A 15,394-nucleotide genomic window follows, 5' to 3' on the forward strand; every position below is an offset into this window, starting at 1 on the left:
GCCGCAAGCACGCGGCAGAGACCCGGTCCCTGCAATACCTAGGAGAGCTTGACCACTGCCTGCGACTTCATGAGGACCTTCTGGCCGGCGGCCACCACGGTGAGGTCAATGCGGGCGGTACCCGCCTCGGCGTCGAGCGCACCCACCGCGCCGGTCACCTGGATGACCGCTCCGGGCTCATCCGTTCCCGTGGTGTCGGTCACCAGCACCGGCTTGGTGAAGCGGGTCTGGTAGTCAGCGACGGCGGCGGGATCGCCTGCCCAGTCGCTGACCAGCTGTACCGCTGCACCCATGGTGAACATGCCGTGGGCGATGACGCCGGGAAGTTCCACTGACGTGGCGAATGCCTCGTTCCAATGGATGGGGTTGAAGTCTCCGGAAGCACCTGCGTATTTGACCAGGTCCTGGCGGGTGACTTCGATGGTGCGGTTGCCAATTTCCTGGCCGACTGCCAGGTCTGCGAAAACGGGGCTCATGGTTACTGTCCCTCTCCCCGGACCAGGATGGACGAGGTGGTGGTTGCGACCTTTTCACGGCTGTCACCGTCGGCCAGGGCAAAGATTTCCGAACGCGTGGTGATCATGGCGCCGCCTCCCATGGCGCGTACGCCGTCGACGTGCAGCTCGGCTACCAGACGGTCCCCGGCGACGATCGGGCGATGGTGCGTGAAGCGCTGGTCTGCGTGGACAACGCGGGAGAAATCGATCCCGGCTTCGGGATCCTCAACCAGCTGCGCGTCAGCACGCTGGGCAATGATGATGGCAAACGTGGGAGGCGCCACGAGGTCGCGATGGCCCAGGGCCCGCGCCGTTTCGACGTCGAAGTGCGCCTGGTGGGTGGCCTTTACTGCCTTGGCGAACTCGCGGATTTTCTCACGGCCGACGTCGTAAACCTCTGCGGCAGGGTAGCTGCGGCCCTGCAGGTCCGGATTGATACTCATGGTCCAACCCTATCGGGCGGACGCACGGAGACAGGTGTGGGCACCACCCTGTGAAGAAGGCTATTTCTTGTAGCTCTTGCGGATCTGCTGGCCGCGGATCACGAGTCCGGTGACGTGGAGTACCAGGCCCAGGCCGATGACGCCCAGGGATGCCATGGCGAGTCCTTGGTTGCCCGAGGTGTTTGCGGCGATGGACAGGATGACGCCTGCCGCAATGAGTCCCATGGCGCTGAAAACCAGCACTTTGTACCCGGTGGAGGCGTTGGCCCAGAATTCGTTCAGCACCATCCAAGTCTACCGGGCGCCTTGCAGGGCTTCGCCGAAGGGTTGGTTCCCACGAGTAAAGCCCGCGGTTAGTGCCGGGATCCAACCCCTCGGCGAAGAAATACCCCTAGAGGGAAGGCTGGACCCCGAAAGCGACCGCGAGCTTCATGATCTTCTCGGCACGGCCCAGGCGCGGCAGGTCGGAGCCGTCGCGGATGACGCGGCCGTTGGCCTCGAAATCGTTCATGAAGTCGGTCGCCCAGGCGACGTCCGACGGCGTGGGGCTGATGACCTCGTTGATGACCGTGGTCTGGTCGATGGCCAGGCAGAGCTTGCCGGTCATGCCCATGGTGACCGTGATGCCGGTTTGCTCGCGCAGGATGGGGTGGTTGGTGCCCACAGTGGGACCGTCGATGGGACCCGGAAGATTGCCGACGCGGCTGGCCACCACGAGCTTGGCCCTCGGGTAGGCCATGGCTTCCGGGGTTGCTGCCATGCCGGTGTCGCGGCGGAAGTCACCGGAGCCGAAGGCCAGGCGGAAGGCACCCTGGGCGCGGGCGATGTGGTTGGCTTCCTCGATGCCGAGGGCGGACTCAACCAGCGGAATGACCGGGGTCTTGCCGTCCATCCGGTGGAAAGACTCGGTCACCTGGTCGGCGGATTCCGTCTTGGCCAGCATGACACCGAGCAAGCCCGGGGTGCCGCGCAGCCCGGCGAGGTCATCGGCCCAGAAAGGGCTGGTGGCGTCATTGATGCGGACCCATGCCTGACCGCCGGCAGTCAACCAGTTGACGACGTTCTCGCGGGCGGTGTCCTTCTGCGAGGGGTCAACGGCATCCTCAATGTCGAGGATGATGGCATCTGCCCGTGAGCCTGCGGATTCGTCGAAAAGTTCCGTCTTCATGGCATTCACGAGGAGCCAGGAACGGGCGATATCGGCAGGGATGTTACGGGTGGGCCGAACTGATTCGGCGGCGATGCTAGAGGTCATGTATCTACCGTATCCGTCCTGCGGCCCGGGCGACGAAGAAATCAGTCCGCTTGTGAGGATCAATACGAACTAAACCCGTTATGACTGTGGGGTCCCACAGTATGGGCGTTCGACGGCGGTCCGCGCCAGTCAAGTGCGGCCCGCCGGATAGTTCTTCGTCACCGGACGGAACACTCCCGTCAAAGGGATCAACACAGCGAAGTATGTGTCCATTCGTTGCCACCCAAGGCCCGGTATTTCGCCTCGTTGCCTGTTGTTTCCCCGGGTTTACCGCGGTTACCGCCGCGCTTTCCTACCACCCGCCACATGGGCTTACATCGTTCCCAAGCCGGTGAAGCCTCCGGCCCCCCGAACACCGAACACCAACTCCCGAAAGTAGCTCCCATGAAACTGCAACTGCCCCTGCTGAGCGTCGCGGCCGCCGTCGTACTAGCCCTGACGGTCTCCGGCTGCGGCGGTTCAGCCGAAGCCGGTCCGGCCGACCCGTCCGCCCAAGTCAAGGAACTTCGCTACCAAGGTTCGGCGAACAACGTGACCTTCCCGGAACTGGCAGCGGACTTGGGCTATCTGGGTGACATCAAGCTCAACTGGGTGGGCAACACCACCAGCGGCCCGCAGGACATCCAGTCCGCCGCCACCAACCAGACGGACTTCGGCGGCGCGTTCTCCGGCGCGGTGGTCAAACTCATCGAAGCGGGCTCCCCCGTCAAGGCCGTCACCAACTACTACGGCTCCGACCAGAAAACCTTCAGCGGGTACTACGTCAAAGCCGACAGCGACATCAAGGGTCCCAAGGACCTGATCGGAAAGAAGGTGGCCGTCAATACCCTCGGAGCCCACCACGAGGCCGTGATCAATACCTGGCTGACGAAGAACGGACTCAACCAGGACGAGATCAAGCAGGTCCAATTGGTGCCTTTGGCCCCAAATGACACGGAAGAAGCGATCCGCCGCGGGCAGGTGGACGTTGGAACGCTCGGCGGCGTCCTTCAGGACCGCGCCATCGAAGCAGGCGGCCTCCGCTCCCTGTTCAGCGATGTGGAACTGTTCGGCACGTTCGCCGGCGGCCAGATCGTCTTCCGCACCGACTTCATCCAGAAGAATCCGGACACCACACGCACCTTCACCACAGGTGTTGCCAAGGCCATCAAATGGGCAGCTGAAACGCCACGTGAGGAGGTCATAGCCCGGTTCGCCAAGATCATCGAGGGCCGGGGCCGCAACGAGAGTACGGCCAACCTGAAGTTCTGGAAGAGCCCCGGTGTTCCCGACGCCGGTGTGATCAAGGATTCGGACTTCACCAAGTGGGAAGCCTGGCTGAATTCTTCGGGAATCGTGAAGGGCGATCTCACGCCGTCCAAGTACTACACCAACGACTACAACGGGCTCGCCGGTGGCTCCGCGGACACTGCGACTACAAGCACTGCGAAGAAGGGATAGCCATGACAGCCAAAATCAGCTTGCGCAACGTCAGCAAGGAATTCACCGTCAGGGCAAGCAAGGGTGGCCCGGCCACACGGCTCACGGCCATCGACTCGCTCAACCTCGACGTCCGCGACGGCGAGTTCCTCACGTTGGTGGGACCCAGCGGTTCGGGCAAGACCACTTTGCTGGACCTGCTTGCGGGCCTCTCCACCCCGACCTCCGGCGAGGTCCTGGTGGACGGCCAACCCGTGACGGGACCCGGCAAGGACCGCGCAGTGGTGTTCCAGCAATACGCCCTCTTTCCATGGCGGACAGCATCGGCGAACGTTTCCATCGGATTGGAAGGCCCCGGGCCGGACGGCAGGAAGCTGAACCGGCGCGAACGGGCGGCCAAGGCCAAGGAATACCTGGCCCTGGTGGGCTTGGCCGGCTTCGAAGACCGTTTTCCGCACGAGCTCTCCGGCGGGATGAAGCAACGCGTGGCGATTGCGCGGAGCCTTGCCTACGAACCGGACGTGCTGCTGATGGACGAACCGTTCGCCGCGTTGGACGCCCAGACCCGTGAACAGCTGCAGGACGAACTCCTGCGGATCTGGAAGGCAACAGGCAAGACCATCGTGTTCATTACCCATGGAATCGACGAGGCCGTGTACCTGGGCCAACGCGTCGCCGTGCTCAGTGCCCGTCCGGGCCGGCTCAAGGAAATCGTGGAGATCACTATCCCGGACCGCGACGGGGACCAGGACGTCAGGTCCAACCCTGCGTTCGTTGAGCACCGGCACCAGGTCTGGACACTGCTCCACGACGAGGTCCGGCGAGCGCAGGACGCCGGGCACCGCAAGATCCTGCCCGACGGCAGCGCACCGGACGAACCCGCCACTGCTACTGAAAGGAGTGCGGCCTGATGACCACCACCCTCACTCAAGAACAACAAACGGCAACGTCCGCACCCGGGCCGGCTGCCGCCGTCGAGCCTTCCGCTGCGGCCCATCCTGCAGCAGCCCGTACGACGCCGGAACCATCGGCCGGGCGGCGTCTCGCCAACGCTGCCGGTTCGGTCGTGTGGAAGTCCACTGCCGTCCTTGCCTTCCTGGCGCTCTGGGAGCTGGGCCCGACGTACCTGGCCAGCCCGTCCACCAAGGTCTTCCTTCCCCCGCTGCACGAAGTCCTGGCTGCCTGGGCCAGGTTGTTCGAGGCCGGAACCATCCAAGGGCACATCACTGCGAGCCTCACAAGGTCTGTTGCAGGTTTCGGTGCTGCGTTGGTGGCCGGTGTTGCGCTGGGGCTGTTGATCGCCTGGTACGGGCGGCTGAATTCGGTGCTCAACCCCTTGCTGGAGCTGTTCCGCAACACCGCTGCCTTGGCGTTGCTCCCGGTGTTCACTCTCCTGCTGGGCATCGGCGAAGAGTCGAAGATCAGCATCGTGGCCTACGCCGCGTTCTTCCCCGTGCTGCTCAACACGATCGCCGGCGTGAAAACCGTGGATCCACTCCTTATCCGGGCCGCGCGTTCCTTGGGGTTGGGCAGCTTCCGCTTGTTCCAGAAAGTCATCCTGCCCTCCGCGGTTCCCACCATCTTCACGGGCATCCGCATGGCAGGCACGGCCTCCATCCTGGTCCTGATCGCCGCCGAGATGGTGGGCGCCAAGGCAGGCCTCGGGTACCTGATCGTCAACGCCCAAAGCAGCTTCCTCATCCCTGACATGTATGCCGGGATCCTCACGGTGTCCCTGCTGGGGCTTGCCGTGAACTTCCTGCTGGTCGCCTTGGAGCGGCACTTCTCCCGCTGGCGCACCGCCGTGGGTTCAGCCGCTTCCTGATTTTTCCATCGTGGCACCCGCCACACACCACATCGAAAGTAAGGAAAACAAATGACCGTCATTACCGAAACCAAACTTGAGTTCCGGAAGCTTGGAGCCCGAATCGGGGCCGAAATCCGGGGCCTGGACATCTCCGGAGATCTGAGCGCGGACACCGTGGCGCAGATCCGTGCTGCCCTCAACGAACACAAGGCGCTCGTCTTCCGTGAGGCGAACATCCTGACGGACGAAGCCCAGGTGAAGTTCGCTTCCCACTTCGGTCCGCTCACCAAGGCACACCCCACCGTGGCGTCCGTGGAGGGTGAAGAGAACGTCCTTCCGGTGGACAGCGAGAACGGCTCCGCGAACAACTGGCACACCGACGTCACGTTCGTGGTGAACCCGCCCCAGGCCTCCACCCTTCGCAGCATCGACCTGCCGGCCTATGGCGGCGAGACCCTGATCGCGTCCTCCGCCGGAGCCTACCGCGACCTCCCGGACGAACTTCGGAACTTCGCGGACACCCTCTGGGCCATCCACACCAACGACTACGACTACTCCGTTCCAAAGAACCTGGAGCACACCAACGCCGAGGAACGCCGCAAGGAATTCACGCGGCTGAAGTTCGAGACTGCCCACCCGGTGGTTCGGGTCCACCCCTTGACCGGCGAGCGCGGATTGTTCATTGGGGGCTTCGCGCAGCGTCTGCGGATCGTGGGTCTGTCCAACACCGAATCGAAGGACATCATCCGGCTCCTGCAGGCCTACGTCACCCGTCCGGAGAACGTGTTCCGGGTGAATTGGGAGCCCAACCAAGTGGTGTTGTTCGACAACCGGATCACCCAGCACTACGCACCGGACAACTACGACGGGCAGCCCCGCAAACTGAACCGCGTGACCATTGCCGGGGACATCCCGGTGGGCACGGACGGCAGGCAGAGCCAGCCGATCCAAGGCGACTCGAGCACGTACTCCGTGGTGGCCGGGCTGTCCTAGGGGCTGCTGTTTTAGGGGAGGTTCGAGCCGCGGGCCGTGATCCACAGCCCGTACCATTCGGCGCGGGTCATGCTGCCGGCTACGGCAACGGCATCCGCACATGCACCGATCCGCGAAAGGTTGGTGGTCCCCACCACCGGCGAAATCCTTGCCGGATGCTTCATGAGCCACGCAAGCAGCACTGATTCAGGAGTAGTGTTCTTCTCCGCCGCCAGGCGGACCAGCATCTCCGACGCCGCAGCTTCTGCCGGTGAGTCGGCACCCGCTCCCGTATACCGGCCCTGCGCCAACGAACCATAGGCCTGGAGTTCGATGCCCCTGTCCATGCACAGCTCAAGCGTCCCGTGCGGAAAACTGTTCTCCCGCCCTTCGGGATGGTTCACCAGCACCGTGCTTTCCAGCCAGTCCCGGCGCAGCAGGCTCATCTCCAGCTGGTTCGCCACGATGGGCGTCTGCAGCCGGTCCTGCAGGTACGCGATCTGGGCGCCGGACATGTTGGATACACCCACGTGCCGCACCTTGCCTTCGGCCATTAACTGCCCGACGGCGTCCGCCACCTCGCGCGCGTCCATGAGGGGATCCGGACGGTGCAGGAGCAGCACGTCCACGTAGTCCGTTTGGAGCCGTTGCAGGCTCCCGTTGACCCGTTCCAGGATGGCTTCGCGACTGAGGTCGTAGTGGCCGTCCCGGCCTCCTTCTGCCAGCCTGATACCGCATTTGGTCTGCAACCGGATCTTCTCCCGCAGACCGGGGGAACGGACGAGGACTTCCCCAAAAACAGCTTCGGACTTACCCCGGCGGTAGATATCAGCGTGGTCGAACAAGCCGATGCCGATTCCCCGCGCCGATTCAATCACCGCGGCGGCCTGGTCGATTTCCGCAGCACCGTAGTGGTTGATATCCCAGGACCCGCCGAGTCCCATGCAGCCATAGATGAGGCGTCCCCGCCCGTTCACGTTATCCATGTAGTTGTGTCAGCGCCGCAGACTAGGCGTCGCGGACTACCCACGCGGTGGTGTCGGCCGGCAGCTTGCCGTCCTCCAACGGGCCGCTGCTGACGACGACGGTCCCGGCCGGAAGCTCGAAGGCTTCAGTGCCGAAGTTGGTCACCGTCTCCCAACCGCCGGGGCGGCTGAAGTGCAGCACCTCCGGGTTACCGGTCTCCACCCACTCGAGCTCTTCATCGGTCTGCAGCTGGCGGCGGAGGCCCAAGGCCTTGCGGTAAAGCTCAAGCGTGGAGCCTTCGACGCCTTCCTGGATGGATACCGCGTAATCCTTGAACCACTCCGGCTGGGGCAGGTGTGCCTTGCCCGCCCCGAAACCGAAGGACGGGCCTTCAGGGGTCCACGGCAACGGCACACGGCAACCATCCCGGCCGATTTCAACGCCCTTGTTGCGGAAGAATGACGGGTCCTGACGTTCGGAGTCCGGAATTTCCGTCACTTCACGCAAGCCCAATTCCTCGCCCTGGTACAGGTAGGCAGAGCCCGGCAGAGCCAGGAGCAGGAGCGATGCGGCACGGGCACGGCGCAGGCCGAGTTCAACGTCCAGTTCTTCCTGCGGCGCACCGGCCAGCAGCCAGCCCTTGCCGTCCTGGCCCTTGGGCTTGCTGCCGGTCACGTCCTGGGCCGCGTTGGTTCCCTGGGCCACGGAACCGCCCTTGGGGAGGCCATAGCGGGTGGCGTGGCGGACGACGTCGTGGTTGGAGAACACCCAGGTGGAGGACGCGCCGGACTCCTTGGCGTGGACCAGGTTGTCCGTGATGATCTGCTTGAAAGATTCGGCGTCAAAGTCCGACTGCAACAGGTCAAAGTTGAAGGCCTGGCCCAGGCCCTCGGGGCTGGCATAGCGGGCACGGCGTGACTCGTGGACCCATGCCTCGGCAACGGCGGTGCGGGGCGGGTTGTATTCGTTGAAGAGTTTGCGCCACTCGGCGTAGACCTCGTGGACTTCGTCGCGGTCCCAGAAGGGGTGGGAGCCGTCAATGAAGCCGTCTGTGCCGTGGGCCCGTGCGAGGAGGTCATCCTTCATGGGCATGGGCTCGGACAGGTCCTTGGCCATGCCGTGGGCGACGTCGATGCGGAAGCCGTCCACGCCGCGGTCGGACCAGAAGCGCAGGGTCTTCAGGAAGTCCTCGCGGATTTCCGGGTTCTCCCAGTTAAAGTCAGGCTGTTCCTTGGCGAAGATATGCATGTACCACTGGCCGGGAGTGCCGTCGGGTTCGGTGATGCGTTCCCAGATGGGGCCGCCAAACACGGAATCCCAGTCCGACGGCGGCAGTTCGCCGTTCTCGCCTTTGCCGTCGCGGAAGATGTAGCGGTCGCGGGCAGCAGAACCCTTCGGCGAAGCAAGGGCTTCCTTGAACCATTCGTGGCGGTCCGAGGAGTGGTTGGGAACGATGTCCACCACAATCTTGATGCCGGCTTCATGCAGCGCAGCCGCCATCTCGTCAAAGTCCGCCAGCGTGCCCAGCTTGGGGTCGACGTCGCGGTAGTCGTCGACGTCGTAGCCGCCGTCGGCGAGTGCCGACGGGTAGAACGGGCTCAGCCACACGGCATCAACGCCGAGTTCCTTCAGGTACGGAACCTTGGCCGTGATGCCCTTGAGGTCACCCAGCCCGTCACCGTTTTCGTCGTAGAAACTCCGCGGGTAGATCTGATAGACCGCCGCCTGGCGCCACCATTTGGGATCGGCCATGCGTTCGGAGAGGGACAAATTTGCCTTGGTGGCGGAGGTGCTCACGAAACTCCTTTGATTTAGATTCTAAATTTAGTTCCTTGACCAGTATCTGACGGCTGGCTCAGGAGGTCAACAGCCCGGCGGGTCAGCCCTTCACGGCACCCTGGGTGACGCCTGCCATGACCCAACGCTGGGTGAACAAGTACGCGACGATTGCCGGCGCCATGGCCATCAGGTACGAGGCGAAGGAGACGTGGTAGTTGTTGCTGAACTGCGTCTGGAACAGGTTCTGCCTTACCGGCAGGGTCTGCAGGGCGGGGTCGGAAATGATCAGCGACGGCATCATGAAGTCGTTCCAGGCGTACAGGAAGGCGAAGATTCCCACCGTGGCGCTCATGGGGGCAAGCAGCGGGAAGATCAGCTTCCAGAACGTCTGCCACGTGGTGGCTCCGTCAATCCTGGCGCTTTCTTCCAGTTCCATGGGAATGGAACGCAGGAACGCCGTAAAGAGCAGCACGCTGAAGCTCAGCTGGAACATGGTTGCCAGCAGGATAACGCCGAACGGATTGTCCAGGCCCAGGCGGCCGGTCAACTGGATCTGCGGCAATGCCACCACGGGGAAGGGAATGAACATTGCTGCCAGCAGGTAGTAGAACGAGTACCGGAACAACCGGCGATCCCAGTTACGGACAATCGCATAGGAAGCGAAGGCAGCCAGGACGATGGTGGCCACAACCGTCCCGGCGGTGACAAGGAGGGACATTGCCGCCCCGACAGGGAAGTTGGTCAGGTTCCATGCCTGGACGAAACCCTCCATGCTGAAGGGCGCGGGCAGGGAGAAAGCATTACCGTCCACCGCCTGCCCTTGCGTCTTGAGGGCCATGGAAATGGTCACGTAGAGCGGAAGCAGGACCGTGACCGAGCAGAGGACAAGAACAGTGGTCGCCGACCAATTAACGCGTTCCGGCCTGGTAGCTTGCTTGTTCATCAGAGGGCACTCCGTCCGCGGGTCAGCGAAAGCTGTACAAGAGAAATAACGACAGCCACCAGGAAGAAGATCGTGGCGTTGGCCATCTGGTAGGCGTAGTCGCCGCCGTTGAAGCCGGTGATGACTGTCATGGCGATGCTCCGGGTTGACGTGCCCGGCCCGCCGTTGGTCAGGCCCACGATGATGTCGTAGGCATTGAGGAAGCCCTTGAATCCAAGGATCACGTTGATCACCACGTATCCGGCAACGAGGGGCAGGGTGATCCTCCAGAGCTGTTGCACTTTCCCGGCACCGTCCAGTTCCGCAGCTTCGTAGACGTCCCCCGGCACTGCCACGAGTCCGGCGATGTAAATAAGCAGTGATCCCGGGACGGCCTGCCACGCCGTGACCACTACCACCGCAATCCAGGCGAGGTCCGGATTGGCCAGGAGGCTGTTCTCAAGCCACGGAATTCCGGCCGCAGTACCCAGCGACGGAAGGGAGTTGGAGAAGAGGAAATTGAACACGTACGCGATGATGATGCCCGAAACCACCATCGGGATGACAAAGATGGTCCGCAGCGCCGATTTCATGCGGATCCGCGAAGTAAGCCCGACAGCCAACAGGAACGCAATCACATTCACGGCGATCACCGTGACGATTGAGAACCCGAAGGTAAACAGGTAGCTCTGCAGGATGGCGGGGTCGCTGAAGATCGCGATGTAGTTGGTCAGGCCCACGAACTCCCAGTCCCCGATCCCGATCGAATTCGTGAAACTAAAGAAGATTCCAACGATTCCGGGAACGGTGATGGCGAGCGTGAAGAGAACAAGGCTCGGCAGGAGGAACAGATAGAAAATCGGCTCCACCCGGCGGCCGCGGCGCGGGGCTGGACGGCTCCCGGTTGACCGGTTCCGGTCCGGGCGGCCCTGCTCCGGCGTTTTTGATGGCACGGTTGTGCTGGTGACGGACATAGTGTGTGGCTCCCTGTGTCTGCGCTACTGGCGGAAGGCCAGGCGTGCCCAATCGGCGTCGAGTGTGCTGAGGGTGGATGCAGGGTCTGCGCCAAACACGAGCGCCTGCGTGTAGTTCATGATCGGAATCGTCTTGGGCACCAGCACCGACGGGCCCTGGTAGACCTGCGCGTTCTGGTAGTAGGGCACCATGCCCTCAATGCGGGGGTCAGGGGTACCGGAAGCGTCCTCCGTGGGCGTGAAACCCAACTGGGATGCGTTGTAGGCCTCGATCACCTCCGGCCGGTACAAGTACTCAAGGAATTCACGCGCAGCTTCCTTATGCTTGGAGGCCTCGGGGATCCATGCCGCAAGGTCCACGTTGACGCGGACGCGCAGGTCCTTGGGGTCTTCCGTCATGGGCAGCGGGAACGTACCCAGCTGCAGGTCCGGAGCGGTCTTGGCCACCTCGCTGAACGCCCAGGGGCCTTGGAGGTACATGGCGGCTTTGCCCTGCGAGAAGGCCAGGTTGCCATCGCCGTATGCCCTGCTGGCCGCATCCTTATTGACGTACTTGCCGGCCAAAGTGAGCATCTTCTCCACCGGGGGTTCGAAGTCCTTCCGGAATGAAGCTTCCGAACCGGGCCCTACCTCAGTACCGGCCTCGGCCAGCTTCTCAAAGAAATCGAGGGTGTCCAGCTGGCCACCCACCGAATAGTCGAACCAGCCCTGGGCAATCGTCCAGTCGTCCTTCCACGTGGCGTAGAACGGAGTCACGCCGGCGGCTTTGAGCTTGTCGCAGACGGCGATCAGCTCCGTCCAGGTCTTGGGGACCTCGAGGTTGTGGGCGGCGAAGATCTCCTTGTTGTAGATCACGGACGAAGCCATGACCGAATACGGCAAGGCACTGGTCCTGCCCGGGTACACCCCGTACTGGTCCATCAACGGCTGGAGGTCTCCCCGGATGCGGGAGGCCGCGCCGGTACCGGACAAATCGCTGAGGGCTCCGCGCTGGACGAAGCGCGCGGATTCCATGTTGTAGTTTGCCAGGGCGATGTCCGGCGGGTTTCCGCGGACGAAGCTGGCGGAGACGACGTCGACGCCGGAAGTATCCAGCACCACCTCGGTGTCGTCCTGAGAAGCGTTGTAGTCTTCCACGAGTTTGGTCATGAAACCTATGGCTTCACGCTTGCTGAACGTGAACCGGACGGTTTCCTTTTCCTGGGAACCGGCGCAGCCCGAGAGCAGCCCGGCCAACAAAGCCAGCCCCAAGCCCATGGCCGCGAAGCGTTTTGAGCGTGCCACTTTCACAGACACGTAGTCCTTTCGTCGAACGGCCCCCACTGCTGAAGTCCGTCAGGGCAATGGCGCGCAGCACTGCCCGGGAAATTTAGATAGGAGATAAATTTATGACCCTGCGTAAGTATTCTGTGAGCACCGCCACATCGTCAAGCCCGGGATCGCAACAGGGCGAAGTCTAAATTTATGTACTAAATTTAGAGCGGTCGATCCTTCTGCCTCAGGGACGGCCGGGATAGCGGGGAGCAACATGCTTGGTGAAACGGCACCATCAACACAACTGGTACGCAGGGTCAACGCCGGTGCCATGCTCAAAGCCATGCGCGGGGCCGGCATCGTCACCGGCACGGAACTCATGGCCAGGACTGGCCTTTCACGGGCAACAGTTATCTCGATATGTGACGAGCTTGTCCGCCTTGGCTGGCTGCAGGAGTTGGAGAACCAACGCGGGGCCGGGGACTACGTCAAGGGACGGCCCGCCAGGCGGTTTGTCTTCGATGACGGCGCCGCGAGCGTGTTGGGAATCGACATCGGCGCCAACAAGATCACCACGATCGTCGCCGACATGGCCGGAACCCCGCTGTCCCAGGTGACCATGCCGTTCCGCACCTACAACGTCTCCGCGGCAGAGCGGGCAGACGTCCTGGACAAGATCGCTGCCGACGCGTTGGAAAAGGCCGGTGTCCCGGCAGAATCGGTCCTGGCAGTCTCCGTCGGCGTAGCGGCCCCCGTGAACAGGGACGGCGAAGTGCTCACCGTCCAGGAGTTCTGGCAGTCCTTCGATGTCCGCAGGATCGTCTCGGAACGGCACGGCTGGCACGTTCTGCTGGAAAACGATGCCAACCTCGCAGCCCTCGCCGAGAGGTGGCAGGGCACAGCGCAGGGCGTGGACCACCTTATAGTCATGCTCGCCGGAGATCGCCTGGGTTCCGGCATCCTGGAATCGGGCCGCCTCCTGCACGGCCAATCGGGCGGCTTTGGCGAATTGGGATTCCTCAACAACGTCGATGGCGTCGGCAGCACCTACGGCATAGCGCATTCAGCGGTATCGGCAGGCCGGCAAGCGATCGAGCGCCAACAGGACACCATCATGCTGGAGCTCTGCGCCGGAGAACCTGAAGACTTGACGGCCGAGATGGTCTTCGAGGCCGCAGCACAAGGCGACCAGGCCGCCGTCGACGCCCTGGACAGCGTTGCGCTCCGCATGGCCAAGGTCATCGGAGCCATCAGCACGCTGGCCAACCCGGAATTGGTGGTGTTGGCTGGAGGAGTAGCAGCCTCCGCAGAAGTACTGCTGCCTACCATCACGAAGGAACTTTCGGAGTTCACCTTCACTCCCCCGCGGCTGGCCACCTCCACGCTCGGGGAAGGCATCGTGTCGCTGGGAGCCATCCGCCACGCCTTGGACTACGTCGAAGAGCACGCCCTGGATCTCTCCCCCGCATCATTGCCGAAGAGAGCGTCCTGACTCCTTCGGCAACTGGCGCCTACTCCGGCATGGACATGGTGCGGAGGTCAAGCTGCCGCAACACGCGGTCTGCGATCTCGGGATCCGTCCCGGGCTCGTTGCGGGCGTCCACCACTTCCTGCCTCGCGGCATCCAGCGCAATGGTCTGCACCGCAATCGCAAGTTCACGGCCCCGCTCGCGCTTCTCCGCCGTCGACTCGTTCTTCAGCGTGCCGTCCAGCAGTTCCGCGTGCAGCCTGCGCATCTTGTCCTTCACGAGTGCCACCTTCTCCGGCGGAAGCTCCTTCATGAGGTCATGGTCCTTCAGTGCCGCTACCGCTGCCGACTGGGCACGTTTGGCCAGCAGGCGTGCAGCGTCTTTCTCATGCGAGCCGTCCTCCGTGGCATTGAGCACCCGCATCAGCCACGGGAGGGTGAGTCCGGGCAAGACCAGGGTGGCCAACAGGACCGCGCAGACAATCACCAGGATCTCGTGGCGGGCCGGGAAGTCGCTGCCGTCGGGCAGGGTCAGCGGAAGTGCCAGGGCAAGGGCCAGGGTGGCCAGGCCGCGCATGCCGCACCACGTCAGGATCAGGACTTCCTTGGCAGTGGTGGGCTGCAGGACGTTGCGCCGACGGTTGGCGGTCATGGCGAGCAGTCCGAGCCAGAGGTACCGCACCACAAACACGAGCACGCAAATCACCACCGCCATTCCGATCATGCCGAAGATGGCTGTTCCCTCATCGCGGATCACGTGCCGGATTTCCAAGCCCACCAGGCCGAAGGCGAGGCCGGTGGCCAGCAGCTCCACCACGTCCCAGAAAGCACGGCGGGTAATGCGTTCGGCAGCGTCCTGCGGCCTGGAGTGGCGCTGCAGTTCCAGGGCAGTCACGACGACGGCCACCACACCGGAGGCGTGCAGCTCCTCGGCGAGGATGTAGGCAGCGAATGGGACCACCAGCGTGACCGCGCTGCGGGCGACCATCGACGTGACGAGCTTGGTGATGAACTTGGTCAGCCAGCCCATGGCGATGCCGATCACCACTGCCAGGGCCGCGCCGACCACGAACTGGATGATGACGTTGGGCCCCACCTCGCTGCCGGCCAAGGTGGCGGCAACCGCTGCCTGGAAAATGACGATGGCTGCGGCGTCGTTGAAGAGGCCCTCGCTCTGGAGCACAGTGATCAGGCGTCGCGGCATGTGCACGCGCCCTGCCACCGATTCCACGGCTACCGGGTCAGGCGGTGCAACCATGGCGCCGAGGGCGATCGCGGCCGGAATCCCGATGCCGGGGATCATGAGCCAGGCCGCCCCCGCCACCACGGCGGTGGAGACCACCACCAATGCCACGGCCATCAGCAGCAGGGTCCGCCACCGGACGCGGAATACAGCCCAGGAACTCTTCTGGGCCGTGGCGAACAGCAACGGCGGCAGGAAGATGGGAAGGATCAGTTCCGGCGAAATCTCGAACTCGGGAAAGCCCGGGATGAAAGTCAGGGCAACGGCCAGCAGCAACATCAACACCGGATACGGAAGCCGCAACCGATCGCCAAGGCCTACCGCGATCACCGTTGCAAGCAACAACCCGACAATGAGTGCCAACTGATCCATAGTCCCGCTTTCCCCAGGTGTTC

The 15,394-nt window shown here is 63.3% G+C and carries 15 protein-coding genes; 5 read left to right on the plus strand and 10 right to left on the minus strand.

Annotated elements, in window-relative coordinates:
- Positions 1-38: 38 nt before the first annotated feature.
- The 4 genes from QN084_RS04870 to QN084_RS04885 all read right to left on the minus strand — a co-directional run bounded on the left by QN084_RS04870 (position 39) and on the right by QN084_RS04885 (position 2,195).
- Positions 39-476: a MaoC family dehydratase gene (locus QN084_RS04870; protein WP_069695787.1), complete on the minus strand. Its 438-nt coding sequence runs from the start codon at positions 474-476 to the stop codon at positions 39-41.
- Between the two features lie 2 nt (positions 477-478).
- Positions 479-940 (minus strand): FAS1-like dehydratase domain-containing protein, encoded by a 462-nt coding sequence (locus QN084_RS04875; protein ID WP_021472363.1) that lies wholly within the window; start codon positions 938-940, stop codon positions 479-481.
- A gap of 60 nt (positions 941-1,000) precedes the next feature.
- A complete protein-coding gene (locus QN084_RS04880) occupies positions 1,001-1,225 on the minus strand; it encodes a DUF3188 domain-containing protein (protein WP_031216538.1) in 225 nt (74 codons plus the stop codon).
- A gap of 106 nt (positions 1,226-1,331) precedes the next feature.
- Positions 1,332-2,195 carry an HpcH/HpaI aldolase/citrate lyase family protein gene (locus tag QN084_RS04885; protein WP_021472361.1) on the minus strand — a complete coding sequence of 288 codons (864 nt, stop codon included), beginning with the start codon at positions 2,193-2,195 and terminating at the stop codon, positions 1,332-1,334.
- A 384-nt stretch (positions 2,196-2,579) separates the two neighbouring features.
- On the opposite strand from QN084_RS04885, the gene QN084_RS04890 reads away from it, so the two are divergent.
- Genes QN084_RS04890 through QN084_RS04905 form a run of 4 tightly spaced genes read left to right on the plus strand, consistent with a single transcriptional unit; the run spans position 2,580 to position 6,414 of the window.
- The gene (locus QN084_RS04890; protein WP_069695788.1) at positions 2,580-3,635 is read left to right on the plus strand and encodes an ABC transporter substrate-binding protein; all 1,056 of its coding nucleotides are present in this window, start codon (positions 2,580-2,582) and stop codon (positions 3,633-3,635) included.
- Positions 3,636-3,637: 2 nt separating this feature from the next.
- Positions 3,638-4,525, plus strand: a complete 888-nt coding sequence (locus tag QN084_RS04895; RefSeq protein ID WP_062097533.1) for an ABC transporter ATP-binding protein — start codon at positions 3,638-3,640, stop codon at positions 4,523-4,525.
- Positions 4,525-5,439 (plus strand): ABC transporter permease, encoded by a 915-nt coding sequence (locus tag QN084_RS04900; protein WP_062097535.1) that lies wholly within the window; start codon positions 4,525-4,527, stop codon positions 5,437-5,439. Before QN084_RS04895 ends, QN084_RS04900 begins: the two co-directional genes overlap by 1 nt.
- 51 nt (positions 5,440-5,490) lie before the next feature.
- Entirely contained in the window at positions 5,491-6,414 is a 924-nt protein-coding gene (locus QN084_RS04905; protein WP_021472357.1) for a TauD/TfdA dioxygenase family protein, read from the plus strand.
- 11 nt (positions 6,415-6,425) lie between these two features.
- Here the strand turns inward: QN084_RS04905 and QN084_RS04910 are convergent, their stop codons facing one another.
- The 5 genes from QN084_RS04910 to QN084_RS04930 all read right to left on the minus strand — a co-directional run bounded on the left by QN084_RS04910 (position 6,426) and on the right by QN084_RS04930 (position 12,330).
- Positions 6,426-7,379, minus strand: a complete 954-nt coding sequence (locus QN084_RS04910; protein WP_069695789.1) for an aldo/keto reductase — start codon at positions 7,377-7,379, stop codon at positions 6,426-6,428.
- Between the two features lie 22 nt (positions 7,380-7,401).
- On the minus strand, positions 7,402-9,156 hold the full coding sequence (locus QN084_RS04915; protein ID WP_069695790.1) for a glycoside hydrolase family 13 protein: 1,755 nt from the start codon (positions 9,154-9,156) through the stop codon (positions 7,402-7,404).
- An 82-nt stretch (positions 9,157-9,238) separates the two neighbouring features.
- Positions 9,239-10,081: a carbohydrate ABC transporter permease gene (locus tag QN084_RS04920; protein ID WP_021472354.1), complete on the minus strand. Its 843-nt coding sequence runs from the start codon at positions 10,079-10,081 to the stop codon at positions 9,239-9,241.
- Complete coding sequence (locus tag QN084_RS04925; RefSeq protein ID WP_069695791.1) at positions 10,081-11,034, minus strand: carbohydrate ABC transporter permease; 954 nt, start codon at positions 11,032-11,034, stop codon at positions 10,081-10,083. Before QN084_RS04925 ends, QN084_RS04920 begins: the two co-directional genes overlap by 1 nt.
- 24 nt (positions 11,035-11,058) lie before the next feature.
- Positions 11,059-12,330 (minus strand): ABC transporter substrate-binding protein, encoded by a 1,272-nt coding sequence (locus QN084_RS04930; protein ID WP_069695792.1) that lies wholly within the window; start codon positions 12,328-12,330, stop codon positions 11,059-11,061.
- A gap of 232 nt (positions 12,331-12,562) precedes the next feature.
- On the opposite strand from QN084_RS04930, the gene QN084_RS04935 reads away from it, so the two are divergent.
- On the plus strand, positions 12,563-13,780 hold the full coding sequence (locus QN084_RS04935; protein ID WP_069695793.1) for an ROK family protein: 1,218 nt from the start codon (positions 12,563-12,565) through the stop codon (positions 13,778-13,780).
- A gap of 19 nt (positions 13,781-13,799) precedes the next feature.
- On the opposite strand, the gene QN084_RS04940 is transcribed toward QN084_RS04935, so the two are convergent.
- The gene (locus QN084_RS04940) at positions 13,800-15,371 is read right to left on the minus strand and encodes a Na+/H+ antiporter (protein ID WP_062097546.1); all 1,572 of its coding nucleotides are present in this window, start codon (positions 15,369-15,371) and stop codon (positions 13,800-13,802) included.
- Positions 15,372-15,394 lie beyond the last annotated feature (23 nt).

It is taken from the genome of Paenarthrobacter sp. R1, from assembly GCF_030264015.1.
In the GTDB taxonomy this organism is placed as follows: Bacteria; Actinomycetota; Actinomycetes; order Actinomycetales; family Micrococcaceae; genus Arthrobacter; species Arthrobacter ureafaciens.

What these genes read in the sequence shown, in the direction of transcription:
- QN084_RS04890 (WP_069695788.1), top strand. Translation starts at nt 2,580, where the DNA reads ATGAAACTGCAACTGCCCCTGCTGAGCGTCGCGGCCGCCGTCGTACTA.
- QN084_RS04875 (WP_021472363.1), bottom strand. Translation starts at nt 940, where the DNA reads ATGAGTATCAATCCGGACCTGCAGGGCCGCAGCTACCCTGCCGCAGAG.
- QN084_RS04905 (WP_021472357.1), top strand. Translation starts at nt 5,491, where the DNA reads ATGACCGTCATTACCGAAACCAAACTTGAGTTCCGGAAGCTTGGAGCC.
- QN084_RS04935 (WP_069695793.1), top strand. Translation starts at nt 12,563, where the DNA reads ATGCTTGGTGAAACGGCACCATCAACACAACTGGTACGCAGGGTCAAC.
- QN084_RS04910 (WP_069695789.1), bottom strand. Translation starts at nt 7,379, where the DNA reads ATGGATAACGTGAACGGGCGGGGACGCCTCATCTATGGCTGCATGGGA.
- QN084_RS04925 (WP_069695791.1), bottom strand. Translation starts at nt 11,034, where the DNA reads ATGTCCGTCACCAGCACAACCGTGCCATCAAAAACGCCGGAGCAGGGC.
- QN084_RS04920 (WP_021472354.1), bottom strand. Translation starts at nt 10,081, where the DNA reads ATGAACAAGCAAGCTACCAGGCCGGAACGCGTTAATTGGTCGGCGACC.
- QN084_RS04885 (WP_021472361.1), bottom strand. Translation starts at nt 2,195, where the DNA reads ATGACCTCTAGCATCGCCGCCGAATCAGTTCGGCCCACCCGTAACATC.
- QN084_RS04895 (WP_062097533.1), top strand. Translation starts at nt 3,638, where the DNA reads ATGACAGCCAAAATCAGCTTGCGCAACGTCAGCAAGGAATTCACCGTC.
- QN084_RS04940 (WP_062097546.1), bottom strand. Translation starts at nt 15,371, where the DNA reads ATGGATCAGTTGGCACTCATTGTCGGGTTGTTGCTTGCAACGGTGATC.
- QN084_RS04870 (WP_069695787.1), bottom strand. Translation starts at nt 476, where the DNA reads ATGAGCCCCGTTTTCGCAGACCTGGCAGTCGGCCAGGAAATTGGCAAC.
- QN084_RS04900 (WP_062097535.1), top strand. Translation starts at nt 4,525, where the DNA reads ATGACCACCACCCTCACTCAAGAACAACAAACGGCAACGTCCGCACCC.